The organism is Pseudochrobactrum sp. B5 (genome assembly GCF_001939785.1).
GTDB lineage: Bacteria > Pseudomonadota > Alphaproteobacteria > Rhizobiales > Rhizobiaceae > Pseudochrobactrum > Pseudochrobactrum saccharolyticum.
In genome coordinates this window covers 1,083,142-1,110,000 of sequence record NZ_MOYL01000001.1, presented here as the reverse complement: position 1 = coordinate 1,110,000, position 26,859 = coordinate 1,083,142, and the positions used below count along the sequence as shown (strand labels likewise).

The window sequence follows — 26,859 nt, the reverse complement described above, 5'->3', positions numbered from 1 at the left end:
CCCAAATTCAACTAATCGCGCGGCGCAGCCGCGCGCGCTAAGCGATCATTAATTGCTTCGCCCAGACCATGATGCGGCACCGGCTCAACGGCAATCGTCTTCGCCCCTGCTGCATCCAGCTTTTTCATATAATCAAACAAATGCACGGCAGCTTCATGCAAATCACCTGTAGGGCTTAAATTCAGCACCGCAGCCGCTTTATCCGCACCCGTTGCACGCTGCGCTCCAAAAGCCAGCAGCGCCTCGCCTTCCCGAACTTCAGAGATATTCAACCGCATCGCTGCATCCGGCGCATAGTGAGAGGCCATCATGCCCGGCGCCTGAATGGCCGCACGCTGATCCAGACGATGCAAAGGCTGACCGAGAAAGGCTTCGATCTCTTCTGCTGCCAGACCACCCGGACGCAGCAGAAATGCCTGACCATTTTCAATTTTAACAATGGTGGATTCCAGCCCCACCACACAGGCACCGCCATCAACGATCAGATCGAGTTTGGCACCCAGATCATCCTGCACCGCCTGTGCCGAGGTGGCGCTGATGCGACCCGAACTATTGGCACTCGGAGCGGCCAGCGGGCGGTCAAGCATGGCGATGATCTCACGCACCGGCCCGCGCGGCATACGAATGGCCAGTGTTGTGAGACCGGCGGTCACCAGCGGATGAATTTCCGCACCATCACGAACCGGCAGCACCAGTGTCAGCGGCCCCGGCCAGAATTTTTCCGCAAGTTTACGGGACAGATCATCAAACTGAACATAACGTTCAGCCATTGCAAGCGTCGCCATATGCGCAATCAGCGGATTGAAATGCGGGCGGCCTTTGGCTGAGAAAATACCGGCAACCGCATTGCCATTGGTAGCATCAGCGGCCAGTCCGTAGACAGTCTCGGTCGGCAGAGCCACAAGTTTGCCTGTGCCCAGCGCATTTGCAGCCAGTTCAAGAGATGAAATGTCAGTAGAAATAATTTGTGCCATGCCGCGCTCCTGCAATTTTTTGCAAGCTGGCAGCACTGTCAGGACCTGCATGTTCTCTGACTACAGAACCATGAAACGCGATGCAAGACTGTAATCCCTGTCAGCTGCGATCATTGATGTTTCGCCAATGATGCAGCATCTGTTTTGCCCCGTGATCATAGTGCCAATAATGCCCCTGCGAGGACTGATCATAGCGGCGGGAAACCGGCAATCCGGCCAGCGCACAATAAAGCAATGTGCCGGTTGCCCCATGACCGCAGATGATAATGTTCTTATGTTGAGCCTTGGCAGCAGCATCCATAATATCACGAACTGCCGTGCAAATTCTCGCCTGTGCATCCACCGCTCTTTCCCAACCGCGCACGGAATGATGCGGTTGAGCAAAGAACTGGTCAGCAAGTTGTTCAAACTCTGCCGGAGGAAGAAACCCTGTTGCGGAGCGGTCATTTTCTCCCAAAGCACTATGGCTCTGCACAGCCTTGTTAAAATACGCGCCCAATAAAGCAGCACTCTCCTGCGCCTTGGTTTCCGTACTGCTCCAGATCATATCCGGCACCGGCCAGATTTTACGTTCGAGAAACTGTTGTAACGCAGCCCTGCCCGCTTGTGACAAATGCCAGTGCTCAACAGGCACAGCCGGATCAACAACAACCTGCGGATGGCTCAGAAAAATCAGCTGCATTGCATTCCTGCCAATCTTTTACCGGCAATAAAAAATCCTGCCGGAACACTTCCGGCAGGATTTTAAAATACATCACCAAGATGACATCAGCGCTTCTTCTTTGCGCGTCCGGCAAAAGGATTGTCCGATGTACGCAAGGACAAACGAATAGGCACGCCCGGCATCTCGAATGTTTCACGCAGACCATTGATGAGATAACGCACATAGGATTGCGGCATCACATCAGGGCGCGAGCAGGACACCATAAAGCCCGGCGGGCGTGTCTTGACCTGCGTCATATACTTCACTTTAAGGCGACGGCCAGCCACTGCCGGTGGCGGGTGATGGGTAATTACACCTTCGAGCCAGCGGTTCAGACGACCTGTAGAGATGCGCGTATTCCAGATACGGTGCGTCATTTCCACATTTTCCATCAGCTTATCAATGCCATGGCCGGTTTCACCGGAAATCGGCACAGCGCGAATGCCACGTACCTGCGGTAGCAGACGCTCGGTCTTTTCACGCAGATCAGCCAGCAATGCCTGACGGTCTTCGATCAGATCCCATTTATTGAAAGCGATGATCGGCGCACGGCCTTCACGGATAATCAGATCGATGATCTGCAAATCCTGCTTTTCAAAAGGAATGGTCGCATCGAGAACGATAATCACCACTTCCGCAAAACGAATGGCACGCAGACCATCGGCAACGGAGAGCTTTTCCAGCTTTTCCTGCACGCGCGCTTTGCGGCGCAGACCGGCGGTGTCGAACAGCTTAACCTCACGGCCACGCCATTCCCACTCAACGGAAATCGAGTCGCGGGTAATACCGGCTTCAGGGCCCGTCAGCAGGCGATCCTGACCGAGCATCGTATTAATCATTGTGGACTTACCGGCATTCGGACGTCCGACAATGGCAATGCGCAGTGGCTTGGTCGCGTCATATTCAGGGATGATTTCCTCATCCTCATCGCTGACGTCTTCACCAACCAGTGCGCCGATTTTTTCCTGCGTAAATTCTTCTTCGGCTTTTTCTTCCGCGAAGGCTTTTTCTTTGCCGATGGCCTCCACAATCGCATCGCGCAGATCAGGCAAACCCTGACCATGTTCAGCGGAGATCGGGCAAGGCTCGCCCAGACCCAAACGATAGGCATCATAAAGACCGGCATCAGCGCCGCGGGCTTCAGACTTATTGGCAACCAGAATAATCGGCTTGCTGAATTTGCGTACCAGCTGCGCGAATTCAATATCCGTCGGCGTCAGACCGGCTTTGGCATCAATCACGAACAGAACCGCATCAGCCTCGTCAATCGCGGCTTCGGTCTGCGCGCGCATACGGCCTTCCAGCGTACCGGCTTCGGCAATTTCGAGACCGGCAGTGTCTATAACTTTGAAATGCAGATCATAGAGTTTGCCGTCGTGGATACGACGGTCACGGGTAACACCCGGCGTATCATCGACCAGCGCCAGTTTGCGCCCGACAATGCGGTTAAACAGTGTGGACTTGCCGACATTCGGACGTCCGATAATTGCGAGTGTAAAGCTCATTCAGCTTATTTTTCCGTATTATAGAGCGGCACTTGAACCGTACCGCTCTAATGAGTGTTTCAGCCTTTTGCTGCAGTCTCTGAGCTGCGCATCAGGTCAAGCATTGTATTGGCACGCTGACGGAGATTGACAGGGATTGCCGCATCATCCGCATTTTGCTGGAACAGTTTGCGGGCATCGTCTGCACGACCTGCCTTATAAGCCGCCAGACCCAGCACTTCACGGGCAGAGCCGCGCATCGGATTACCATCCGCGCTCAGTGTTTCCGCACGTTGGGCAACATCTTCATAAGAGCCGGTATCGACCAGAATATAGGCCGCCCGCAGCTTGGCAACATCACGCAGGGCAACCGGTGCCTTGCTGTCCGCTGCAACCGCATCAAAAGCAGTGACCGCACCGGCCATGTCTTTTTTCTGCTCAAGCAATGTTGCTGTGCGCAACTGTGCCAGAACCGGATAAGACCCGGCACCCTCGGTTTCCAGCTTCTTCAGAGCGCTCAGGGCTTCATCTGTTTTCTTTTCACCGGCCAGATCAAGCGCTGTCAGGAACTGGTCGCCCGACACTGCCGCTTTGCTCTCGCGCCAATATTCATAACCGACATAACCGGCTGTACCGATAACAACGGCTACCGCGCCACCGATCAAAACCGGACCAAAACGCCGCCATACAGCGCGCACCTGTTCTGAGCGGAGCTCTTCGTTGACTTCGCGGATAAAGCTGTCGTCTGTCATGAATACCCTGTGAAACTTGTCAAGATTATCGAATATGCATCAAGAGCACGGACTATATACACAGCCCGCAACTTAACACACCTATCCGGCTTTTAGTCGGAATCGCCGACAGATGGTAGTCCTGATTGCGAATTCCTGCATAATTCCTTAATTTGCGCTGCTTAGAGCATTTCACAGTCAAGTTGGATCAACTTGACGCCCGTGATAATGCGACCAAATAAAAAATTTAGAGCGAGCGCTATGATCCAATCTGGACGTAAACCGCTCTAGCGCTCAAACCAATGGCACAGTATCAAGAGATCAGAGCATCTTTGTGCATCCATTTGGCCGCAGAGCGCTCTCTGCCTGTGCTTTGCCACATTTCATACCTAATCAATCCGCTTCCGATTTCGCAATGAGCTTTCGTTTTCATGTATCAGTCTCTTCTTTCCGGTTTTGCGGTTTCTCTGTGTCTGGCCACGGCTGCGCAGGCTATGCCCGATATGCCTGCAGCGCCTCAGCAACAGGAAAAACCGGCTGATACCCGCCCGAAACAGGTGGTGATTATTTCCTTTGACGGCGCGCATGATAACAAGCTCTGGCAGCGCAGCCGCGCATTGGGACAGGAAACCGGTGCGCATTTCACCTATTTTCTCTCCTGCGTGTTTTATCTGGAGCGCGCAGACCGCGCGCAATATCAGCCACCGCGTATGAAAGCAGGCCGCTCCAATGTCGGCTTTGCACAGGATAAAGCAGAAATTGCCACCCGTCTCGATCAGGTGTGGAAAGCTAATCTGGAAGGCCATGAAATTGCCAGCCACGGTTGCGGCCATTTTGACGGCAAGAGCTGGACTGCAAAAGAATGGGCGCAGGAAATTCAGGCATTCCGCACTATTGTCGGCAATGCATGGAGCGCCAATAAAATTGACGGCGAACCGGAAGGCTGGAAAGATCTGGTCTATAACAAGATCACCGGCTTTCGTGCGCCCTATCTCTCCGATGACAAGCCGGTGCAGACAGCTTTGCGTGAAAGCGGTTTTGCCTATCAGGCCAGCGGCGTGACCTCAGGGCCCGAATTGCCAAAGAATCTTGCAGGTCTCAAAAGTTTCGGCTTGCCGCTGATACCGGAAGGCCCTGCCCGCAAACCCGTTATTGCCATGGACTATAATCTCTATGTGCGTCATTCGGGCGGCAAAGAAAAACCGGAACAGGCAGCGCAATTTGGGCAGCGCAGCTATGATGCCTTTATGAATGCGTTCAACAAACAATATGACGGCCAGCGTATTCCGCTGCAAATGGGCTTCCACTTTGTGTTGATGAATAACGGCGCTTACTGGAATGCGCTGGAGCGTTTTGCCCGTGATGTGTGCAAGCGTGAGGATGTGCGCTGTGTCAGCTATCAGGATTATCTGGCTGAGCCGGAGCTGCATAAAAGACAAACCGTTCTCTGACAGAACAGAGAACGGCAGTTTGAAGGTTTAAGCAAAAAATTCCGCGTAGATTTCCGGTTTGAAACCGGCCAGCAATTTGCCGTCCTTTTCCAGAACCGGACGTTTAATCATCGACAGATTACCGAGCATCAGCTCAATGGCTTTGGCTTCAGTTAAATCCTGCTTCTGTGCATCATCGAGTTTACGGAATGTCTGACCTGCACGGTTGATTACCACTTCCCAGCCCAGTGTCTGGCACCAGTTTTCCAGCTTGGCACGATCCAGACCAACCTTTTTATAATCATGAAAGTCAAAGGCAATATTCTGTGCGCTCAGCCAGTCCTGTGCCTTGCGCATCGTGTCACAGTTTTTAATTCCGTAAATAGTTACAGTCACGTCCATTCCTCTCTTACAGATAATGCTATTTCAGCGTCTGTGCCGGATGATCGTGATCGTGACCGCACTGGCTGTGATCTTCGAGTATCTGGATCACCCTGCATTCACAAACCCGTCCGTGATCACATTCACTGACCATGCGGCGTAATTCATCGCGCAAGGCTGACAAGCGCTCAATCCGGTCTTCAATCTCATCAAGATGACGTCGCGCAATCGAATCTGCCTCGTGACAGGATGCATTGGGCGTCTCGGTCATTGCCAGCAATTCACGGATATCATTGATTTCAAAGCCGAGATCACGCGCATGGCGGATAAAAGTCAGGCGCTTAATATCCTCCGCGCCATATTCCCGTCGCTGACTCTCAGTGCGTTCAGGCTCGCGGATCAGCCCGATTTGCTCGTAAAAACGGATAGTTGGCACTTTAACACCGCTGCGTGCTGCAACTTTGCCAATCGTATAACCTTTTTTGTCCATTTTTCCGCTTGCTCCTATAGCCACTAGAGCATTTAGGGTCTTTCTCAAAAGATGCAAGAGAAAAGGAAATTGGAGATGTCCGGTCCCGTCCGTCAGGATAAATTCCGCGTCGAAGGCATGGATTGCGCCTCCTGCGCCATGAAAATTGACACCGCTGTGCGCCGCCTTGGCAAACAGATCAGCGATGTCAATGTTTCAGTCACCAAAGGCACCATGACTGTAACTCATAATGGTGTTGAAGCTGATGCCATTACTGGCCAGTTGAAAAAACTCGGCTATAAATCCAGCTATATGGGTGCCAATCAAGGCGCTGCTGTTGCAGAGCCGGAAACCGAAGCACATGCCTGCTGCTCCGGTCATGACCACAAGCATAGCCATGATGATCATGATCACGCAGGTCACGACCACAGCAGCCACGATCATGCCTCGCATGATCATAAAACCCATAATCACAGCCATGCACACGAGCAGAAACAAGTGCAGGCCAAAGAAACCTCACCGCTGCATATGCATGACCATGGCACGGATGAAGACAGCAAGCCGTGGTGGCAGCAGGGCAAAGCCAAACTGACCATTGCTGCGGGTACGGCACTTGTTGCGGCCTATCTTCTCGGCCATTTTGTACCGCAATATGAAATCTATATTTTCTCCGCTGCAATGCTGGTGGGGCTGGTGCCGATTGCCCGCCGCGCTCTGGCCGGTGCCCGTTTCGGCACACCGTTTTCCATTGAAACACTGATGACCGTTGCCGCTGTCGGCGCGCTGTTTATCGGTGCTGTGGAAGAAGCCGCGATGGTTGTCTTCCTGTTCCTGATCGGTGAACTTCTGGAAGGTGTGGCTGCACGGCGTGCCCGCAACTCCATTCGCGGTCTTGCCGATCTGGTGCCAAAAACCGCGCGTGTGGAAAAAGACGGTCAGATCATTGAGCAGGATGCATCCACTCTCGCGCTTGGTGCGGTTATTCTGGTGCGTCCGGGTGACCGTATTGCCGCCGATGGTGAAATTATCAGCGGAAACAGCGCCGTCAATGAAGCCCCTGTGACCGGTGAAAGCACGCCTAAGAATAAAGAAGTCGGCGACAAGGTTTTCGCAGGCACCATCAATTCCGATGCTGTCTTGCGGGTTAAAGTCACTGCCACGGCGCAGAACAACACCATTGCCCGCATCATTGCACAGGTTGAGGAAGCACAGGAATCCAAAGCACCGACCGAGCGTTTTATCGACCGTTTCTCGGTCTGGTACACACCTGCGGTGATGATCCTTGCTGCTCTGGTGGCGATTATACCGCCGCTTGTTGCCGGTGGTGACTGGAATGAATGGATCTATAAAGGTCTGGCCATTCTGCTGATCGGCTGTCCTTGTGCGCTGGTTATTTCCACGCCTGCCGCGATTGCTGCCGGTCTTTCTTCCGGTGCCCGCCGTGGCCTGCTGATGAAGGGTGGTGCAGTTCTGGAAAGCGCCGGTCGTGTAACCGCAGCCGCCTTTGACAAGACCGGCACGCTGACAGAAGGCAAACCGGTTGTCACAGACATCATCGCCTTTGGCAGCTCGGAAGAAGAAGTGCTGCGCTATGCGGCGGCTGTGGAACAGGGCTCAAGCCATCCGCTTGCTGTTGCCATTCTCAAGGCTGCGGAAGATCGCAAACTGACTCTGCCGCAGGTACATGACGGCGCAGCGCTCGGTGGCAAAGGTGTATCCGGTACGGTTGACGGCAAAGCCATTCTACTGGCTTCTCCGAAAGCTATCGCCGCCAAGACCAGCATTTCCGATGCGGATCAGAAGCGCATCGCTGATATGAATGATCAGGGCAAGACCGTCTCGCTGCTAATGATCGGCGACCAGCTTGCCGGTGGTATCGCCATGCGGGATGAGCCGCGTGAAGATGCGCGTCAGGGTATCAAAGCGCTGCAGGCTCAGGGTATCCGCACCATCATGCTGACCGGTGACAACCGCCGTACGGCAGAAGCGATCGGCCGTGATCTCGGCATGGAAGTCCATGCGGAAATGATGCCGGCAGACAAGCGCCGCGTGGTCGGTGAACTGAAAGCCGATAAGCAGGTGGTTGCGAAAATCGGTGACGGTATCAATGATGCTCCGGCACTGGCCGCAGCCGATCTCGGTATTGCTATGGGCGGCGGCACTGATGTTGCACTGGAAACTGCCGATGCCGCGATCATGCATGGCCGCGTGACTGACGTTGCCAATATGATCGACCTGTCAAAAACAACCATGGCGAATATCAAGCAGAATATTACGCTCGCCATTGGATTGAAGGTGGTGTTCCTGATTACCACCATTCTCGGCATTACCGGCCTTTGGCCAGCCATTCTGGCCGATACCGGTGCCACGGTTCTGGTGACAGCCAATGCCATGCGCTTGCTGCGCTGGAAACCATAATCTCCACGATATAAAACAGGGCACCATCCGGTGCCCTTTTTATTTATGTCAGACTGTAATCCGTTTCTTCACGGGCGATTTTTGCATATTCATTGCCGAGGAAATCCAGCAGCGAGCGAACAGAAGGCAGCAAGCCGCGCCGCGACGGAAACGCCGCATGGAGTATGCCGGTACGCGGTGCCCATTCCGGCAGCACATCGACCAGACGCCCCTCACGCAGATCATCGCGGATGACCATTGTCGGCAACTGACAGACCCCGACGCCATGTATTGCGGCCATACGCAGAGCCACCATATCCTCCGTTATCAGACGCGGTTTATGATGCACTCTGGCGGTTGCACCATCCGCTTTTTCCAGACACCATTCATGATCCACCCGCAGCGGGTCCCATGCCATGCTTGGTAAAGAAGCCAGATCAGCCGGCACCAATGGCCGGTTGATTTCAGCAATCACCGACGGGCTGGCGACAAGGCGTTGCGGGCTTTCTGCCAGTTTACGAATAACCAGATCGCTGTCATCAAGCGGCGGAAAACGCACGCGGATTGCCAGATCAAAACCTTCCCGCAGCACATCAACGCGGCGGTTGGTGCTTTCCAGCAGCACATCAACTTTCGGATTTTCCTGCATGAAACGGGCAATCATGTCGCCGATCTGGAAGTAAATCATCGAGGACGGACAGCTGACCCGCACGATACCCTGCGGTTCCGAGCGCATCCGGTCAATCACCTCCTGCGCAGCCTCTGCCTCAACCAGCATTGCCACACAATGGCGGTAATATTCATGCCCGACTTCCGTCACCGCGAAATGACGGGTTGTGCGCTGGATCAACCGCACACCGAGACTATCTTCCAGCAAACCGATGCGGCGGCTCAGACGGGAGCGCGGCATATTCAGCTTTCGCGCCGCAGCAGCAAAACCACCCTGCTCCACCACAACCACGAAAAATCTCAGATCATTCAGATCCTGCATGGAAACTCCCTGTCATGTCGTCTGTTTCCATGAATATAACCGTATTATTTTAAATCGCTACGGTATTGTCTCATATTTCAGACATTGTAGTGCGTTTTTACGGACTACCGCTAGTTTTGTCCTGCTCATATCTTCCTGTCATTCAGCACAATACAGGAGACAGATAATGAGAAAGGTATTAGGTGTTTACAGCAGCCCCCGCCCGCATTGGGTAGGCGATGGCTTTCCGGTCCGCTCAGTCTTCTCCTATGCCAGCCATGGCGATCATGTCAGCCCGTTTCTTCTGCTTGACTATGCAGGTCCGGCAGAATTCAGCCCTGCCGGTCATGCCTCCGGTGACCGGCGGGGCATAGGCATTCATCCGCATCGCGGCTTTGAGACAGTTACCCTTGTCTATCAGGGCGAGCTCGAGCATCGGGACTCAACCGGCAAGGGCGGTACGATCGGTGCCGGTGATGTGCAATGGATGACGGCAGCCAAAGGCATCCTGCATGAAGAACTGCATTCGCGCGCCTTTACTGAACAGGGTGGCACGCTGCAAATGGTTCAGCTCTGGGTCAATCTGCCTGCGAAAGATAAAAATGCAGAACCCGGCTATCAGAACTTACGGAGTGCAGAGATACCAGTTGTTGACCTGCCGGATAAGGCAGGCAGCCTGCGCGTTATTGCCGGTGCTTATAACAAGGTCAAAGGCCCTGCCCGTACCTTCACTCCCGTCAACTTATGGGATGTCAGCCTGCGGCAGAACACGACTGCAACCCTGACTATTCCCGACGGGCATACGGCAATGCTGGTCGTGCTCAGCGGCTCAGTGACAATCAATAATGACAAGCAGGCCGGTGAAGCTCAGCTGGTTTTGCTGGATCGCCACGGCATGGATGTCTGGATAGAAGCGCACAATAATGCCTCTTTTCTGGTTCTCAGCGGGGAACCAATTGACGAGCCTGTCGTTATTCATGGGCCATTTGCAATGAACAGCACGGAAGAAATCAGCTCCGCCCTCCGCGACTTTCAGAATGGCCAATTCGGACACATACCCCTTTCATGACCGGTTTATCCGGCCATGCGCTGCCGGTCTCACCTTGCCCCCCAGTTTCGTGAGACCGGCAGATGATGAAATGATTCAGCCTGACATTTAATCCAAGGGAGACGTCGAAATGAATATTCCATCAACCATTGCCAATTTTAACGGTCAGCGGCCGGTTATCGACCCGGAAGATTCTGTCATGTTGCTGATTGACCACCAGAGCGGGCTTTTTCAGACCGTCGGCGATATGCCCATGACAGAATTGCGCGCCCATGCAACCGCATTGGCCAAGATCGCCACACTGGCTAAAATTCCTGTTATCACCACTGCATCAGTGCCGCAGGGGCCGAACGGCCCGCTGATACCGGAAATTCATGAGAATGCCCCTCACGCCAAATATGTTGCCCGCAAAGGCGAAATTAATGCATGGGATAATCCGGATTTCGTTGCCGCCGTCAAAGCAACCGGCCGCAAGACCCTGATTATTGCCGGTACAATTACCAGTGTCTGCATGGCCTTTCCGTCGATTTCAGCGGTCTATGACGGATATAAGGTTTTTGCCGTTGTTGATGCTTCCGGCACCTATTCCAAAATGGCTCAGGAAATTACGCTGGCGCGGGTGACGCAGGCCGGTGTTATTCCGATGGATACCGCAGCGGTAGCCTCTGAAATTCAGCGCAGCTGGAACCGTGATGATGCGGCGGAATGGGCCAAAGTCTATACCCTTATTTTCCCGCCTTACCAGCTTCTGATTGAAAGCTATATGAAGGCGCAGGAAGTCGAGAAAAATCACGAAACACTGGATTCAATGCGGAAATAATTTCCGGTCACAGAAATGAAAATGGCTGCGGAACTTATCTGTTCCGCAGCCATTTTTTATCAGACATAGACCACATTGCTGAGGCTGTCGCGGCGCATCCAGCGCTGCGTCATCAGCACAGCGACAATTGCAAGTCCCGTTGCCAGACCGATCCACACGCCGATCCCTTCAAAGTTGAAGGTAAAGGCCAGCAGCGCGCCAAGCGGTAAGCCGACACCCCAATAGCCGAGCAGCGCCAGAAACATCGGAATGCGTGTATCCCGCAAGCCGCGCAACATACCCGCTGCCACCGCCTGCGCCCCGTCAACAATCTGGAACAGTGCTGCAAAAGCCAGAAATGATATGCAAAGCCGGATCACTTCCGCATTGGCCGGATCACGAATATCCAGAAATGCACTGATAAAGACCTTCGGCATCAGGATCATCAGCAGACCCATCACGCCCATGAAGCCGACCCCCAAAGCATAGGCACTCCAGCCCGCATAGGCCACGGCCTCACGGTTACCCGCGCCATAGGCACGACCAACACGCACCGTCGCCACCTGCCCGAAGCCGAGCGGCACCATGAAACTCAGGGAAGCAATCTGCATCGCTACCGCATGAGCGGCCAGTGACGTCGGGCTGATTTTACCCATCATCAGCACAGCCGCATAGAAGATCGTGGTTTCAAAGGCAAAGGTCAGCGCCATTGGCAAACCGATGCGCCACAATTCAAGAAAACGCGGCCAGTCAGGGCGCCAGAAGCGGCCGAACAAACGGTAGCGACGGAATTTCTTATGAGTGCAGACAACGACAACCAGACCAAAGAACATCATCCAGCTGGAAGCTGTGGTCGCAATACCGGCACCGCGCAGCCCCATTTCCGGCATACCGAATTTACCGAAAATCAGGCTATAGGCAGCAATCGCATTGAACACGATAGCAAAAGCCGCAATCAGCAATGTCCAGAGCGGACGCTCCATCGCCGCCAGAAATGAACGCAGACCGATATAGCCGAGATATGGCAGCATCGCCCATTGCAGCGTATGCATCATCTGCACGGAATGCGCGGCAATATCCGGCCGTTGCCCCATGAACAGGAATACGGATTCCGCATTCCACAGCAGCACCCAGAACGGAATGCAGATGATAATCGCTGTCCAGAATCCCTGACGCACAGTGCGGCGCACATCGCGCACGGAATGGCGGTTGCGGCCAAGCGCCATCGCCATCATCGGCAGCGTGGCGGAAACCAGCCCCATGCAGAAGATCATCATCGAATGATAAAAGCTGGTGGTCAGCACGGCGGCAGCCAGCGTATCGGCGCCGAGACGCCCGATCAGAATGACATCCGTTGCTGTCAGCGCTGCCTGCGAAAGATTCGTAAAAATCAGCGGCCAGCCAAGTTTAAAGGACGAAATGACCTCCCGCCCCCAGCGATTACCTGTATTTGTCTGCGTAATTGCAGTCATGTTCAGCCGCCTCCCGACAGCTTTTTCCGGCACAGGCCGGGTTTTCAAAGCATTTTCCGGCCTGACTGCCTCAGGAAAATACACTCATTTTGTTATGGTATATTCGCAAGCAATTTCCGGACAAAGAAACCGGCGCTTAACATTGAGAACCATGCTGTATCATGCCGGTTCATGAAGATCGAGAGCGATCTGAAAGAACAATCAAATGTGTTGAGCCGCAGAGCTTTCCAGCGCTGCGGCTCAACATAGTAACAATCAGGATTACTATGCTTTAATGCACATAGGCAAAGCGGATCACAAACAGTGCCGCAACAATCCATGTTGCCGGATGAATAACCCGCCATTTACCCGAACCGGCCTTGAGCACAACATAGCTGATGAAGCCGAAGGCCAGACCATTGGCAATCGAATAGGTGAACGGAATTCCCAGAGCTGTCAGAGCGGCTGGTGCAGCTTCCGTTACATCGTCCCATTCGATTTCAGACATTTCACGCATCATCAGACAGGCGACATAGATCAGCGCCGGCGCTGTTGCATAGGCAGGAACGGATCCGGCCAGAGGTGAAATGAACAAGGCAGCAAGGAACAGAAGAGCGATAACCAGTGCTGTCAGGCCTGTGCGACCACCGGCCTGAACGCCGGAAGCGCTTTCAACATAAGCGGTTGTCGAGCTGGTACCGATCAGTGAGCCGCCGATGATGGCAGTGCTGTCTGCAAACAAAGCGCGGTTCAGGCGGTTCGGCTTGCCTTCAGGAATGAGGCCTGCACGCTTGCTCACGCCGATCAGCGTACCGGTAGCGTCGAAAACTTCAACCAGCACGAAGACAAGAATAACCTGCAGGAAGCCCACATGCAGAGCGCCCATAATATCGAGCTGCATGAATGTCGGCATCAGGCTTGGCGGTGCGGAAAACACACCCTGAAACTGGCTGACGCCGAGCATGATCGACAGAACAGTTACTACAAGAATACCAATCAGAATTGCGCCGCGCACTTTCAGCGCATCCAGAACGGCCATCACGAAGAAGCCGAAGATCGCCAGCAACGGACCGGTTTTGGTCAGGTCGCCAAGGGTGATGAAAGTTGCTTCGCTGCCGACAATAATGCCGGAGCTTTTCATACCGACCAGCGCAAGGAACATGCCGATACCGACAGCAATCGCACTGCGCAGGGATTTCGGAATACCGTCAACCAGCCAGCTACGGATGCCGGAAATGGTGAGGATGAAGAAAATCACACCGGAGATAAAGACAGCGCCCAGAGCCTGCTGCCATGTGAAGCCCATAATACCGACAACGGTGAAAGCGAAAAACGCATTCAGACCCATGCCCGGTGCCATACCGATCGGCCAGTTGGCAACAAATGCCATCACAATAGAGCCAAGCGCTGCGGCAAGACAGGTCGCGACAAAGATCGCATTACGATCCATGCCGGTCGAGGACAGAATGTCCGGATTAACAAAAATGATATAGGACATTGTCAGGAACGTTGTCAGACCGGCGAGCACTTCTGTGCGCACATTGGTCTTATGTTCCTGTAATTTGAAAAGCTTTTCCAGCATGGTAGCTCCCTGTCAGTCTTTGGTAAGAAAGCATTCTGACGTCTTGCAGATGAATGGCCTCCTCGCAAAATCCTGATAGCAAAACCTGCTGCAGTCCACGGGAGACGACCTGTTTTATAGCGCCTGATCCGGCGGGATAAAACAATGCCACATTTTCGCCATTATCATGAATGGCCGGTCGCGTAAATGCACAGCACCCTCCGGCACTCCGCAGTGCAGGCTTTATGCACCGGAATCTCGCAGGTAAAAAAGGCTGACAATCGTGATGACAGGCTGATTCAAAGCCGGAATGTGTCGCGCGTGAACACTGCGACACACTCCGTTTTAATAGGCCGCATCATAGCGGCGATCAGGCAAGATCAATATAGCAGCAGCTTTAGCCGAGCGCTTTTGCAGCCTCATCAATCAGATTTGCAACCTCTGCCGCGCGGGAAGCCAGTGAAGCATGGCTTGCATCCAGCTCAATCAGTTTACGCGGCTTCATCCGTTCAGCCATATGTTTCTGATTGGCCGGATGGATCATGTGATCCTGCGTTGAAAGCTGATACCAGACCGGCTTATGTTTCCATGCAGGGTCGGTCACATTATCACCGAAAGTCGTGGCAATCGGCGCCTTCTGCGCTACAGCCATTACCAGCGCTTCATCTGCGCTCATATCCTGACAGAAGCTTTCATGGTATTTGTCATAATTAATCCAGAGATAGCCGTCACTGTCCGGAGCCAGATTGGCAATGGCTGCAGGCGGATTTGCCTGACTGATACCACCGGGGCTTTCCCCTGCATCCGGTGCGAAGGCCGCAATATAGACCAGTCCGGCAACATTAGGCAGATTGCCCATCTCGGTAATAACCGCTCCGCCATAGGAATGGCCGACCAGCAAAACTTTGCCTTCCTGCTGTTTAACCATTTTGCGGGTGCGTTCCGCATCATCCGCCAGAGATGTCAGCGGCATTTCCACGGCACGGATTTTGCCATATCCTTTACGGGACAATTCGAGAATAACTTTGCTCCAATGGGCGGCACCGCCCCAAAACCCGTGCACCAATACAATTGTCAGCTGACTACCCATAGCTATCTCCTTTTGCAGTGATAATCCTGAAAGATGTGCTGTCTTTTGATGCGTTACAGAATAAGGAATATTATTATTTTAGAATGATACGATATTGCTGTAACGACAGTGCCTCGTAATTAGAGCGCCTGTTTTATCCGGCAACGGGACATTCAATATTTTTCGTAGCAGCACGCCGCATATTGCTACACGGCGTGCTGTCTTTAATAACAATCAGAACAGGTTGTAACGCTGTGCGAGCGGCACGACAGAAACCGGCTCCGCCCCTACCTCTGCGCCGTCAACACTGACTTTATAGGTCTTCGGATCAACGGTGATTTTCGGCAATGCATCATTGAGCTTCATGTCAGCCTTGGTCAGACCACGGCATTTGACAACCGGCTCGATGCGTTTGTTCAGGCCGAGATTCAGCACATTACCATCATTGACCGATGCCTGACTGACGAACAGAATTGATGTTTTGCCGATACCGGAAGACAAAGCACCAAACATCGGACGCATAATCACCGGCTGCGGTGTCGGAATTGATGCATTGGCATCGCCGATCTGCGCATAGGCAATGAAACCGCTTTTCATCACCAGTTCAGGACGCTGGCCGAAGAATGCCGGTTTCCACAATACCAGATCCGCGACTTTGCCTGTCTCAACTGACCCGATGAGATGGCTGATACCATGGGCAATTGCCGGATTGATGGTATATTTGGCGATATAGCGTTTGATACGGAAATTATCATTGCCTGCACCATCCTGCGGCAGGTTTCCACGCTGCGCTTTCATCTGATCGGCAACCTGCCATGTCCGCATGATCACTTCACCGCCACGCCCCATCGCCTGACTGTCAGATGTCATCATGGAAATCGCGCCGATATCATGCAGCACGCCTTCGGCAGCAATCGTATTGGCACGGATACGGCTGGCTGCAAAAGCCACATCTTCCGGAATATTCTTATCCAGATGATGGCAGACCATCAGCATATCGAGATGCTCTTCCACCGTATTGACAGTGTATGGCAGTGTCGGCGTGGTGGAGCTGGTCAGCACATTGGCTTCCGCACAGATGCGCATCAGATCCGGCGCATGACCACCACCTGCACCTTCCGCATGATAGGCATGGATAGAGCGACCACCAAAAGCCTTGATGGAATCTTCCACCGTGCAGCTTTCATTGACGGAATCCATATGAATGGTGACCTGAATGTCATATTCGTCAGCCATATCCATACAGGTTGCGATAGCTGCCGGTGTTGTGCCCCAGTCCTCATGCAGCTTCAGACCAGCAGCACCGGCCAAAACCTGCTCGCGCATACCTTCAGGTCGGGATGAACTGCCGCGACCGGTAAAGATCACATTGAGCGGCAGATCATCGGTCGCCTGCATCATATGATGCAGATAATTCGGGTTCGGTGTGCAGGTGGTCGCCATCGAACCTGTGGCAGGGCCAGTACCGCCGCCGAGTACAGTAGTCAGTCCGCTGGCAATCGAAGTAATTGGCTGTGACGGCGTGATATAATGGAAGTGCGTATCAATACCACCGGCTGTGACGATACAGCCCTCGCCTGAGATCACCTCTGTATTCACCCCGATCACCAGATCCGGATGCACACCGGCCATGATGTCGGGATTACCGGCTTTGCCGATACCGGCAATCTTGCCATTCTTGATGCCGATATCTGCTTTGACGATGCCGGTATAATCAATGATCAGCGCATTGGTGATGATACAATCCAGTGCCTTATCACTGCTGACACCCGTTGCCTGCCCCATACCATCGCGGATGACCTTGCCGGAACCGAAGATGCACTCGTCACCATAGACAGTGTAATCATGCTCGACTTCCGCATAGAGATTAGTATCACCCAAACGAACTTTGTCACCCTTGGTCGGGCCGAAAAACTTGGCGTAATCTGCACGGGTTATTTTATAGACCATGTTTTATCCTTATCGGCAGAGCGCGGCGTGATGCATATATCCGGCACTCTGCAAGCTTAAATTGTTGTGTAAAATCTGTGATAAAAGCGCTCATTCAGCGCTGCGGCTGTCGGCAAAAGCCCGCTCATTCACGCGGGAAAGCGTGCGCACTTTATTGTCCGCATCCACCGCGCCATCGACCAGATTATTGCCGCCGCGGATGATCTGATTGCCGGAGATTGCCACCAGTGTGACCTCTTTGGTTTCACCCGGTTCAAAGCGCACAGCCAGACCCGCCGGAATATCCAGACGCTTGCCATAGGCTGCTTCACGATCGAATTTCAGACGCGGATTGGTTTCAACAAAATTGAAATGGCTGCCGATCTGTACCGGACGACTGTCGGTATTGGTGACGCTGATCGTGACAGTTTCACGCCCTTCATTGAGCGCAATATCGCCCTCTGCACAGATGACCTGACCGGCAATACCGATCTCTTCATCATCCTGCATTTTCTCCGGAACCGGCAGAAAGCTGCCATAGAGCGCCAGTTTCATATCGCCCTTGTCGGCACTGACCGGCGTGCGCACGGCAACCAGTTTGGTGCCGTCTTTAAATGTGCCTTCAATCTGCACATCTTCAATCATCTCGGCCACGCCGGACATGACTTCACGCTTGCCGAGAATGGTGCTGCCGAGGCGCATCAGTTCAGCAACTGAGTGCTGACCGTCGCGGATCAGCTCCAGCATCACCAGCGAGATCAGGGCAATGGCTTCCGGATAATTGAGACGCAGCCCGCGTGCGAGACGACGCTGCGCCAATTGGCCGGTGGTTACAAGCATCAGCTTGTCGGTTTCATGAGGTGTAAGATGCAATGGTGTCTCCTTTATTTTCGGGGAAACACAGGCGCAGCAAATCGCAAGGCGTGCCAAATCCTCGGCAAGCCGCTATGAATTTCAAGGAGCCTGTGTGAAGAATGGATGTGCTGCGAGAAAATACAGCTGATGCGCTTTGCACTGACCAATATCAATGACATCACAACGCGTCCTGCAGAACAGGAAGAGTTGCAGATTACACGGCATCACCACCGCCTATATTCAGACGGTGATTATAATCATAGCGATGATTAATGGGCGCAATACGCCCGTAAGCAGCATCGGCTATGCCGGTAAATTTCGGATGATACGGATTAGTAATACAGAAGGGGCATCAGCACTTCGCAGCGGCTGAAACTAGCCGACATTAAGTCCTGAGAAATGTTCCATCATGTGATTAACGACAAAAAAAGTCAGCAATCTCGGCCCTGTCATTTCAGTTCTGTATGAAGAAAAAACTGCGATGCGGATTGGTCAATCTGAGTCATCGCAAGCCCGATAAAGACAGCAGTATAAACCGAAGTCAAGGGGACATTGCTGCGCTCTGCACGGTTAAAAAACATAGCTGAACACAATGACAAATGTTGTTTTATTAAACCTAAAAATGAAATTTTACACTGAATCCTAAGTCTTTCCCTGTATGGGAGGAAAGGCAGATAAATACGAAAGCCTTTGCAGTGATTTGGCATCGTCAGTTTAAGCTCGGAAAAAGCAATTATACAGCACGGCATATTATTGTCGTTTTGCTGGCTTTTTTCACGCCTATACTTCTGGGACTGCCGATTTTATATTGGCAATCCGGCAATACTTTACAGGAAAGAGCCCAGTCAGCCAGCCGTGCCGTTATTGAACATGTTGATGATATTCTCGACAATGCAAGAAAAGTAACTGAAGACGCTGCCCCTCTGATTGAAAAACCCTGTTCCGAAATTGTCGAAACACTGCGTATCAAAGCCACCACGGCATCTTTTGTCAGATCGCTGGCAGTCATCAAAAATGATACAATAACCTGCAGCACCATTTACGGTGACACGCGTCTGCCCGTCACAAGTGCCCATTTTTATGATGATCGTCTGGCCTTAATCGCCGGAAACAGAGTTTCTCCTGACCGTGCAATTTTGCTCTACCGATGGAAAAACGGCACGTCATCTATTCTGGCCGGTATTGACGGCCTGCATATTATTCAGCTGCTCAACAGCCATGAGATGACACCGGCAACAACGCTGATTATCGGTTCTTACCGGCTTGAGCAGGACGGCAAAGTCCGCAACATATCTGCCGGAACCAGCAACAGCATTCTGATCCGCGACCGCTCCGATAAATATCCGTTTTCGGTTGAGACCGGTTTTCACAGCGGCGCATTACGGGACTATATTTTATCCCGCCATCTGCCGCTCATCATCCTGCTCGTCATTCTTGGCGGGCTGAGTGCATTTGCAACAAACCGGATGACGGTCAATGCCCGCAACATGACTGCTGAGGCCAAGCGCGCCATCCGCAACCATGAATTTATCCCTTATTATCAGGCAATTGTGCGGAGCGACACCCATGAATGGGTTGGTGCGGAAGTGCTGACCCGCTGGGATCATCCGCTTGAAGGCATAATCCTGCCAAACAGTTTTATTCCTTTTATGGAGCGTTCCGGACTGATTATTCCGATGACGGCAGCCCTGATCCGGCGTGTTGCGGAGGAATTTAGACTGCTGGAGAAACAGCTTCCTGACGGTTTCCATATCAGTATCAATGTTTCTGCCGTTTATCTGGCCGATCCTGAATTAATCAAAAGCTGTCACTATTTCCTGAGCCAGTTTTCGCAAAACAAGATACGGCTGATGCTGGAACTGACCGAACGCGAAGCAATAGAGCCAACGCCGGAACTGTTACAGCAAATCCATACACTGCGTCAGGCCGGTATTCTGATCGCACTGGACGATTTTGGTGTCGGCCATTCCAATCTCAATTATCTGAAAGAGTTTCAGGCGGATCTGCTCAAGATTGACCGTAGCTTTATTACCGGCATTGGCAGCAATGACTTCTCCCGCCATGTTTTGCAGAGCATTATTGATCTGTCGCAGCAACTGGGGCTTCGGATCATTGCAGAAGGTATCGAGACACGCCAGCAGGCCGATTATCTTCAAGAGAGAGGCGTCCAGTATCTTCAGGGCTTTTATTTCTCCAAGCCGCAGCCGATCACTGTTTTCCAGTCCCATATGTGCCAGCATTTATCGGGACAGAAACCGAAACGTGGCAAGTAACCGCTCTGCTTTCCCCTGCCCTGCGCAGAATTGAGCGTTGCCAAAAAGATACCATCCCTCTGACATTCGCCCAATCTTTGTAAAAATAATTGATCACTTGGTAAACTCTTTGTAGACGCTTAAGAAAACCTTAAGTATCGCGAGGGAGCAAGCTGTCTTCCTTGCTAAAAACTGGAGCCGGTTTGTCCGTGTCATTATCCCCGCTGAAATTATCCCTGTTATTCGCCTGCGCTGCTGCTCTTTCTGCCTGTACCACTGTCCAGAATCCGCCACCTGTGCTCAATGCCAGCGTAACCCAGCCGCAGCCGGTGAAACCGGAACCGGTATCCGAGACGGAAGCACCGGCAGCGACACCGGAAACTGACAGCGACGCGTATATGTATCGCGCAATGACGGATCAGAATTACCAGATCCCTGCGATTGATCTGGCCAAGCTGAAACCGGAACACCGCCGGACTGTTGTCGATTACAAGACCACAGAAAAACCGGGCACCATTATTGTCGACCAGCCTGCACGCTATCTCTATTTTGTGCTGCCGGAAGGCAAGGCTGTCCGCTATGCCGTGGGTGTCGGCCCCGCAGCACGCGGCTTTAACGGCGGCGATGCAATTATCGCGCATAAGGCCGCATGGCCGCGCTGGACGCCGACCCAGAACATGATCAAGCGCAATCCGAACCAGTATCTGCGCTACAAAGACGGCGTTGACGGCGGCCCGGGAAATCCGATGGGCGCACGCGCACTCTATATGCATAAAGACGGCATCGACACTTATTACCGCGTCCACGGCACGAATAAACCTTCATCGATCGGCAAAGGCGTTTCCGCAGGCTGTATCCGTCTTATCAATCAGGACATTATCGACCTGCATTCCCGCGTAAAGCCTGGTGCACGCATTGTCGTGAAATAAAAAACCAATCTACCCTGCCCCGTGATCTCTGCATTTCGGGGCAGTGTTCAAACCCGAGACATAAAAACACCGCCGCAGTTTTCACAACTGCGGCGGTGTTTTTATTATCCGTTTCACTTATGAAAAGAGGATAGAAATATTTTCTCAATCAGCCGATCAGCTTTTCATAGACTTTGCCATGTTCAAGCACTTTGCCTGTTTCATCCATAACACGCATGGCATCAGCGGAAATCTCATCGATAACCACGACTTCACCGTCGATCAGGCCGATTTCAATCTTCATATCAATCAGCGTCAGACCCAAACCACGCAAGTCAGCTTCTATAATACGGCACACATTACGGGTAATGTCCTTAGCCTTTGCAAGATGTTCAGGGCTTAAAAGGCCGAGCGCAACGATGGTGTCATCATTGATAAGCGGATCGCCGCGTTCATCGTCTTTCACAGTAATTTCAACGAGATAGTCAAATTTCTGTTCGGTGTTACGAATATATTGCTGATAACGGCGAATGAAACTGCCCCAAGGACGGGTGCGGCAAACAAATTCAAAGCCGCCGGTGCCGTTAATATCCTTGCCCAAAGGCTCGGCACGGCGAACTTCCATCGTGCCCTTTTCAAGATCAAGATTGACCAAATGGGTAGGCACGCCAGCAGCATGCAGTCGCTTGAAGAAATAATCCGTCATGCCAAGAGATTTGCGCCCCTTGCCTTCAACCTGACCAATAACGGTATTTGCACCCGGATCAATCACACCATCCGAGCCGGTTACATCATCCTTGAACACCAGAAGAATGTTGCCGTTCTCCAAGGCGTAGAGGTCTTTGGTCTTGCCGGAGTAAATCTTTTCGCTGCTGTTCATTCGTTTGCCCGCTCAGGTTTATGCGCTGATCATACCCAAAGCGGTTTACGTTCATGTTGGATCGCAATGCTCGCTCTGGATTCTTTAGTTTGTCGCATTATCCCTACGTCAAATTGGATCAACTTGACTGTGAAATGCTCCAGAAAAAAACAATGCGCCGATTGGCGCATTGTTCTTCAACTTATTCCCACTCTATTGTAAACAAGACATTTTTATCTTTTATATTCAATGGCTTATTTTCCTGCTAATTGGTAATACCATGAAAAATACCATGCTCAGAAAAGGCTTAACAATATTTTGAAAAATTGCCTACTGAGCGCTGCCGCACAGCTCCATAGGCCGCTTTCCTGGCTTTGCTTCCAGATGTATGCTATTCTGCTCCTGCAGCTAATGGATCACCGCAAACAGGTTACTCGCCTGGGGATTCCCTTTCGACCCGAGCATCCGTATGAGACTCATGCTCGATTATTATTATTATAGAAGCCCCCATGAATAAATCGCTCATCATTTTCGGCATCGTCAACATAACCTCGGACAGTTTCTCCGATGGAGGCCGGTATCTGGCGCCAGACGCAGCCATTGCGCAGGCGCGTAAGCTGATGGCCGAGGGGGCAGATGTGATCGACCTCGGTCCGGCATCCAGCAATCCCGACGCCGCGCCTGTTTCGTCCGACACAGAAATCGCGCGTATCGCGCCGGTGCTGGACGCGCTCAAGGCAGATGGCATTCCCGTCTCGCTCGACAGTTATCAACCCGCGACGCAAGCCTATGCCTTGTCGCGTGGTGTGGCCTATCTCAATGATATTCGCGGTTTTCCAGACGCTGCGTTCTATCCGCAATTGGCGAAATCATCTGCCAAACTCGTCGTTATGCATTCGGTGCAAGACGGGCAGGCAGATCGGCGCGAGGCACCCGCTGGCGACATCATGGATCACATTGCGGCGTTCTTTGACGCGCGCATCGCGGCGCTGACGGGTGCCGGTATCAAACGCAACCGCCTTGTCCTTGATCCCGGCATGGGGTTTTTTCTGGGGGCTGCTCCCGAAACCTCGCTCTCGGTGCTGGCGCGGTTCGATGAATTGCGGCTGCGCTTCGATTTGCCGGTGCTTCTGTCTGTTTCGCGCAAATCCTTTCTGCGCGCGCTCACAGGCCGTGGTCCGGGGGATGTCGGGGCCGCGACACTCGCTGCAGAGCTTGCCGCCGCCGCAGGTGGAGCTGACTTCATCCGCACACACGAGCCGCGCCCCTTGCGCGACGGGCTGGCGGTATTGGCGGCGCTGAAAGAAACCGCAAGAATTCGTTAACTGCACATTCGGGATATTTCTCTATATTCGCGGTTCAGCAGGCATGTCCCCTTTGAGGGCGACCCGACGACAGGATAATCGACCTTATGGTGCGCAAATATTTCGGCACAGACGGTATTCGTGGCAAAGCCAACGAAGGCGCGATGACGGCGGAAACCGCCTTGCGCGTCGGCATGGCGGCTGGCCGTGTCTTTCGTCGCGGTGACCACCGCCATCGTGTCGTGATCGGCAAGGATACGCGCCTGTCGGGCTATATGCTTGAACCCGCGCTCACAGCCGGTTTCACCTCGATGGGCATGGACGTATTCCTTTTTGGCCCGCTGCCGACAACGTATAGGAAGAATAAACGCCCTTTTCACCCAAGTCCAACAGCTTTGGACCGCAGTTGACTCTTTCGACACCCCTGCGATGCAACCCAATCCGGCTGACGGGGAGCCAGCAACGCTGAAAATTTACCCTCCTCTTTCCCACTAGCGGCTCCTTTTCCGACAACCAGCACGGCGGATCCCTGCCGCGGCGCTGTGAACGCAGCATTTTGATTGGTATCGTTGGCCTTCAGGCTCGTCAGTCAAACAGACCCAGGAGCAGCTCAGCCGGTGGCGCCCGGCTTTCGGGTAACGCCCTGGTCCCGCTGGTTTCGGCTTTGTGCTTCAGGTGATCAAGGATCTGCTTGATCACTATAGGGTCTTCAATGCAGGCGATGACTTTCATGGCGCCGCCGCAGCCGCTGCAGGTCTCGATGTCGATATTGAAAACACGCTTGAGCCGTTGCGCCCATGTCATCGACGCTCGCCGTTGTGCTGGTGTTGCCGGTTCATCAGCCACCCTGACCTTGTTGCCCCTGCCCCGTTTTGCCGGCGTGACCAACGCCCGGTGCCGACTGTTGGGTGCGAACACCCCGTGGAAGCGGGTTAGGTTGACTCTGGGCTTCGGTACCAGGGCGGCCAGCCTTGCAATGAAATCCAATGGTTCGAAAATGACGTGCGTGGTGCCGTCCCGGTACGGCGTCTTGAGCTGGTAGCGCACGTTGCCGCCTCGTGTTAACGACAGCCGCTTCTCGGATACCGCCGGGCGGCTGATGTACCGGCACAGCCGTTCGAGCTTCTTGCGTTCATCGGCCCTGGCCGCCACGCCGGCGTGCAGGCTGGACCCGGCTACCTTGCCAATCCCGTCACCGAACGGATCACCACTGGTCGGCAGAGTTTGCAAAGTGAACACCTTTCGCCCCGCCTGTGAACCGACAGCGATACGGTAAGTGATCGAGTGCCCCAGCAGGGGTGTCATCGGGTCGTCATCCACCGCATCCGAGGCCAGATAGCTGTTTTCGACATCCCGTTCCAGCAGGCCTTGCCGTTCCAGATAGCGACCCACCCGGTGGGCGATGGTGTGCGTCAGCTGGGTGAGCTCTGGGCTGGTCGGCGCCTTGACCCAGCGGAAACGCGCTGAGCCGTGGGATTGCTCGACATACACACCGTCGAGAAACAGCATGTGGAAGTGAACATTCAGATTGAGCGCCGATCCAAAACGCTGGATCAGGGTGACCGCGCCCGTCTTGGCCACTTGGTGGGTATGGCCCGCTTTCTTGACCAGGTGCGTGGCAATGACGCGGTAAACGATGCCCAGCACCCACCCCATGATCTCGGGCCGGCTGGCAAACAGGAAACGCAGCTGAAACGGGAAGCTCAACACCCACTGACGCATGGGTTGTTCAGGCAGTACTTCATCAACCAGCAAGGCGGCACTTTCGGCCATCCGCCGCGCCCCACAGCTCGGGCAGAAACCGCGACGCTTACAGCTGAAAGCGACCAGGTGCTCGGCGTGGCAAGACTCGCAGCGAACCCGTAGAAAGCCATGCTCCAGCCGCCCGCATTGGAGAAATTCTTCAAATTCCCGTTGCACATAGCCCGGCAATTCCTTTCCCTGCTCTGCCATAAGCGCAGCGAATGCCGGGTAATACTCGTCAACGATCTGATAGAGAAGGGTTTGCTCGGGTCGGTGGCTCTGGTAACGACCAGTATCCCGATCCCGGCTGGCCGTCCTGGCCGCCACATGAGGCATGTTCCGCGTCCTTGCAATACTGTGTTTACATACAGTCTATCGCTTAGCGGAAAGTTCTTTTACCCTCAGCCGAAATGCCTGCCGTTGCTAGACATTGCCAGCCAGTGCCCGTCACTCCCACTCGATTGTAAACAAGCACACAAAACCCTTTAGTGACAACAATTTGCAAGAACTATCAGGCTCAGTGCCATGAAAAATACCATGACCAGATCATGAGGTTGAACACGGCTTGCGCCGGCAGCGTTCACGCTCCTGGTCGGCGATCTCGCCCGGCTGCAATGCTAGCTCAGCATCGGTCATGCGCTCCAGCACGTCGCGTAGGCGGATGGTGCAAGGAATGGGCGGCAGCTCGAACTCATAGCCGCCGGCGATCATTTCGGCCGCAATCTCCTCGGTGATGAAAAACGGCTCGTCGTCTTGGTTCGGCTTCTTCATGCCCTTTCCTCCTGGCGCTCATCCTGGCCGACAGCGGCCAGGGCATCGGCTTCCGTCAATGCGTCCTCCACGAACGCGCCGTGCTGCTTCGCTTCGGCCTGGCTGACCTCGGCCCATATCCGTTTCACCTGGGCCGCACTGTACCCGGCCAGCTCGGCGGTCTTGTTGATGCTGTAGCCGGACTTGCGCAGCGCGACAACTTGGGCGCGGCGCTTCGGATCAGCACGGCGGCCCTTGTACCGCCCGGCCTGGCGGGCCAACTCAATGCCTTGGCGCTGGCGTTCGCGCCTGTCCTCGTAGTCGTCGCGGGCCATCTGCAAGGCCAGGCGAAAAAGCATGATCTGCACGGCTTCCAGCACGATCTTGGCGACGCCCTGGGCCTCGGCCGCCAGGTCGGATAGATCGACCACGCCAGGGACGGCCAGGCGTGCGCCTTTGGCCTGTATCGAGGCCACCAGGCGCTCGGCCTCGGGCAAAGGTAGGCGGCTGATGCGGTCGATCTTCTCGGCAATGACCACCTCGCCGGGCTGTAGGTCGCCGATCATGCGCAGCAGCTCAGGCCGGTCGGCGCGTGCGCCGGATGCCTTCTCACGGTAGATGCCGGCGACGTAGTAGCCGGCGGCCTTCGCGGCCGTAGTGATCGCCTCTTGGCGTTCCAAGTCCTGCGCGTCGGTGCTGACGCGCAGATAGACCCGCGCCACCATCGGCGCGGCTACTGGCTTCGTCCTGCGCATACTTGCGGGCTCCTTTGGGCATACTCAAATGCACCCA

General features: G+C 53.7%; 23 protein-coding genes and 1 pseudogene. 8 read left to right on the top strand and 16 right to left on the bottom strand.

Annotated features, from left to right (window positions below):
- Positions 1-11: 11 nt before the first annotated feature.
- The 4 genes from BKD14_RS04910 to BKD14_RS04895 form a co-directional block, all read right to left on the bottom strand.
- On the bottom strand, positions 12-974 hold the full coding sequence (locus BKD14_RS04910) for an L-threonylcarbamoyladenylate synthase (RefSeq protein WP_075654796.1): 963 nt from the start codon (positions 972-974) through the stop codon (positions 12-14).
- A 100-nt stretch (positions 975-1,074) separates the two neighbouring features.
- Positions 1,075-1,656: a histidine phosphatase family protein gene (locus BKD14_RS04905; RefSeq protein WP_075654465.1), complete on the bottom strand. Its 582-nt coding sequence runs from the start codon at positions 1,654-1,656 to the stop codon at positions 1,075-1,077.
- Positions 1,657-1,742: 86 nt separating this feature from the next.
- Positions 1,743-3,182: a ribosome biogenesis GTPase Der gene (gene der / locus BKD14_RS04900; protein ID WP_075654464.1), complete on the bottom strand. Its 1,440-nt coding sequence runs from the start codon at positions 3,180-3,182 to the stop codon at positions 1,743-1,745.
- A 59-nt stretch (positions 3,183-3,241) separates the two neighbouring features.
- The gene (locus BKD14_RS04895) at positions 3,242-3,913 is read right to left on the bottom strand and encodes a tetratricopeptide repeat protein (RefSeq protein ID WP_075654463.1); all 672 of its coding nucleotides are present in this window, start codon (positions 3,911-3,913) and stop codon (positions 3,242-3,244) included.
- Positions 3,914-4,323: 410 nt separating this feature from the next.
- Between BKD14_RS04895 and BKD14_RS04890 the strand changes: the two genes are divergently transcribed.
- A complete protein-coding gene (locus tag BKD14_RS04890; protein WP_075654462.1) occupies positions 4,324-5,343 on the top strand; it encodes a polysaccharide deacetylase family protein in 1,020 nt (339 codons plus the stop codon).
- Positions 5,344-5,370: 27 nt separating this feature from the next.
- On the opposite strand, the gene BKD14_RS04885 is transcribed toward BKD14_RS04890, so the two are convergent.
- Both BKD14_RS04885 and BKD14_RS04880 read right to left on the bottom strand, forming a co-directional pair.
- The gene (locus BKD14_RS04885) at positions 5,371-5,718 is read right to left on the bottom strand and encodes an ArsC family reductase (protein ID WP_075654795.1); all 348 of its coding nucleotides are present in this window, start codon (positions 5,716-5,718) and stop codon (positions 5,371-5,373) included.
- A gap of 25 nt (positions 5,719-5,743) precedes the next feature.
- On the bottom strand, positions 5,744-6,193 hold the full coding sequence (locus tag BKD14_RS04880) for a helix-turn-helix domain-containing protein (RefSeq protein ID WP_075654461.1): 450 nt from the start codon (positions 6,191-6,193) through the stop codon (positions 5,744-5,746).
- A 75-nt stretch (positions 6,194-6,268) separates the two neighbouring features.
- Between BKD14_RS04880 and BKD14_RS04875 the strand changes: the two genes are divergently transcribed.
- Positions 6,269-8,590, top strand: coding sequence for a heavy metal translocating P-type ATPase (locus BKD14_RS04875; RefSeq protein ID WP_075654460.1), 2,322 nt, complete (start codon positions 6,269-6,271; stop codon positions 8,588-8,590).
- 43 nt (positions 8,591-8,633) lie between these two features.
- Here BKD14_RS04875 and BKD14_RS04870 read toward each other — a convergent pair whose 3' ends face one another.
- A complete protein-coding gene (locus tag BKD14_RS04870; protein WP_022711182.1) occupies positions 8,634-9,560 on the bottom strand; it encodes a LysR family transcriptional regulator in 927 nt (308 codons plus the stop codon).
- A gap of 166 nt (positions 9,561-9,726) precedes the next feature.
- On the opposite strand from BKD14_RS04870, the gene BKD14_RS04865 reads away from it, so the two are divergent.
- Both BKD14_RS04865 and BKD14_RS04860 read left to right on the top strand, forming a co-directional pair.
- Entirely contained in the window at positions 9,727-10,608 is an 882-nt protein-coding gene (locus BKD14_RS04865) for a pirin family protein (protein WP_075654459.1), read from the top strand.
- A gap of 109 nt (positions 10,609-10,717) precedes the next feature.
- Positions 10,718-11,407, top strand: a complete 690-nt coding sequence (locus BKD14_RS04860; RefSeq protein ID WP_022711184.1) for a hydrolase — start codon at positions 10,718-10,720, stop codon at positions 11,405-11,407.
- Positions 11,408-11,466: 59 nt separating this feature from the next.
- Here BKD14_RS04860 and BKD14_RS04855 read toward each other — a convergent pair whose 3' ends face one another.
- The 5 genes from BKD14_RS04855 to ureB form a co-directional block, all read right to left on the bottom strand.
- Complete coding sequence (locus BKD14_RS04855) at positions 11,467-12,858, bottom strand: MATE family efflux transporter (RefSeq protein ID WP_075654794.1); 1,392 nt, start codon at positions 12,856-12,858, stop codon at positions 11,467-11,469.
- A gap of 271 nt (positions 12,859-13,129) precedes the next feature.
- A complete protein-coding gene (locus tag BKD14_RS04850; RefSeq protein ID WP_075654458.1) occupies positions 13,130-14,419 on the bottom strand; it encodes an NCS2 family permease in 1,290 nt (429 codons plus the stop codon).
- Positions 14,420-14,795: 376 nt separating this feature from the next.
- Positions 14,796-15,488 (bottom strand): alpha/beta hydrolase, encoded by a 693-nt coding sequence (locus BKD14_RS04845; RefSeq protein WP_075654457.1) that lies wholly within the window; start codon positions 15,486-15,488, stop codon positions 14,796-14,798.
- A gap of 213 nt (positions 15,489-15,701) precedes the next feature.
- Positions 15,702-17,417 carry an urease subunit alpha gene (gene ureC / locus BKD14_RS04840; RefSeq protein WP_075654456.1) on the bottom strand — a complete coding sequence of 572 codons (1,716 nt, stop codon included), beginning with the start codon at positions 17,415-17,417 and terminating at the stop codon, positions 15,702-15,704.
- Between the two features lie 90 nt (positions 17,418-17,507).
- The gene (gene ureB, locus BKD14_RS04835; protein WP_075654455.1) at positions 17,508-18,269 is read right to left on the bottom strand and encodes an urease subunit beta; all 762 of its coding nucleotides are present in this window, start codon (positions 18,267-18,269) and stop codon (positions 17,508-17,510) included.
- A gap of 677 nt (positions 18,270-18,946) precedes the next feature.
- On the opposite strand from ureB, the gene BKD14_RS04830 reads away from it, so the two are divergent.
- Both BKD14_RS04830 and BKD14_RS04825 read left to right on the top strand, forming a co-directional pair.
- Positions 18,947-20,524: an EAL domain-containing protein gene (locus BKD14_RS04830; protein WP_075654454.1), complete on the top strand. Its 1,578-nt coding sequence runs from the start codon at positions 18,947-18,949 to the stop codon at positions 20,522-20,524.
- 188 nt (positions 20,525-20,712) lie between these two features.
- The gene (locus BKD14_RS04825) at positions 20,713-21,432 is read left to right on the top strand and encodes a L,D-transpeptidase (protein WP_245293556.1); all 720 of its coding nucleotides are present in this window, start codon (positions 20,713-20,715) and stop codon (positions 21,430-21,432) included.
- Between the two features lie 148 nt (positions 21,433-21,580).
- Here BKD14_RS04825 and BKD14_RS04820 read toward each other — a convergent pair whose 3' ends face one another.
- Positions 21,581-22,291, bottom strand: a complete 711-nt coding sequence (locus BKD14_RS04820; RefSeq protein WP_075654452.1) for a phosphoribosylaminoimidazolesuccinocarboxamide synthase — start codon at positions 22,289-22,291, stop codon at positions 21,581-21,583.
- A 488-nt stretch (positions 22,292-22,779) separates the two neighbouring features.
- Between BKD14_RS04820 and sul2 the strand changes: the two genes are divergently transcribed.
- Together sul2 and BKD14_RS04805 are read left to right on the top strand one after the other, a co-directional pair.
- Positions 22,780-23,595, top strand: a complete 816-nt coding sequence (gene sul2, locus BKD14_RS04810; RefSeq protein WP_001043260.1) for a sulfonamide-resistant dihydropteroate synthase Sul2 — start codon at positions 22,780-22,782, stop codon at positions 23,593-23,595.
- Between the two features lie 86 nt (positions 23,596-23,681).
- Positions 23,682-23,924, top strand: a pseudogene (locus BKD14_RS04805) (phosphoglucosamine mutase); the annotation flags it as partial.
- A gap of 235 nt (positions 23,925-24,159) precedes the next feature.
- Here BKD14_RS04805 and BKD14_RS04795 read toward each other — a convergent pair.
- The 3 genes from BKD14_RS04795 to BKD14_RS04785 all read right to left on the bottom strand — a co-directional run bounded on the left by BKD14_RS04795 (position 24,160) and on the right by BKD14_RS04785 (position 26,822).
- The gene (locus BKD14_RS04795) at positions 24,160-25,653 is read right to left on the bottom strand and encodes an IS91-like element ISVsa3 family transposase (RefSeq protein ID WP_001120888.1); all 1,494 of its coding nucleotides are present in this window, start codon (positions 25,651-25,653) and stop codon (positions 24,160-24,162) included.
- A gap of 210 nt (positions 25,654-25,863) precedes the next feature.
- Complete coding sequence (locus BKD14_RS04790; protein ID WP_000743213.1) at positions 25,864-26,088, bottom strand: hypothetical protein; 225 nt, start codon at positions 26,086-26,088, stop codon at positions 25,864-25,866.
- On the bottom strand, positions 26,085-26,822 hold the full coding sequence (locus tag BKD14_RS04785) for a recombinase family protein (RefSeq protein ID WP_001366550.1): 738 nt from the start codon (positions 26,820-26,822) through the stop codon (positions 26,085-26,087). Before BKD14_RS04785 ends, BKD14_RS04790 begins: the two co-directional genes overlap by 4 nt.
- Positions 26,823-26,859 lie beyond the last annotated feature (37 nt).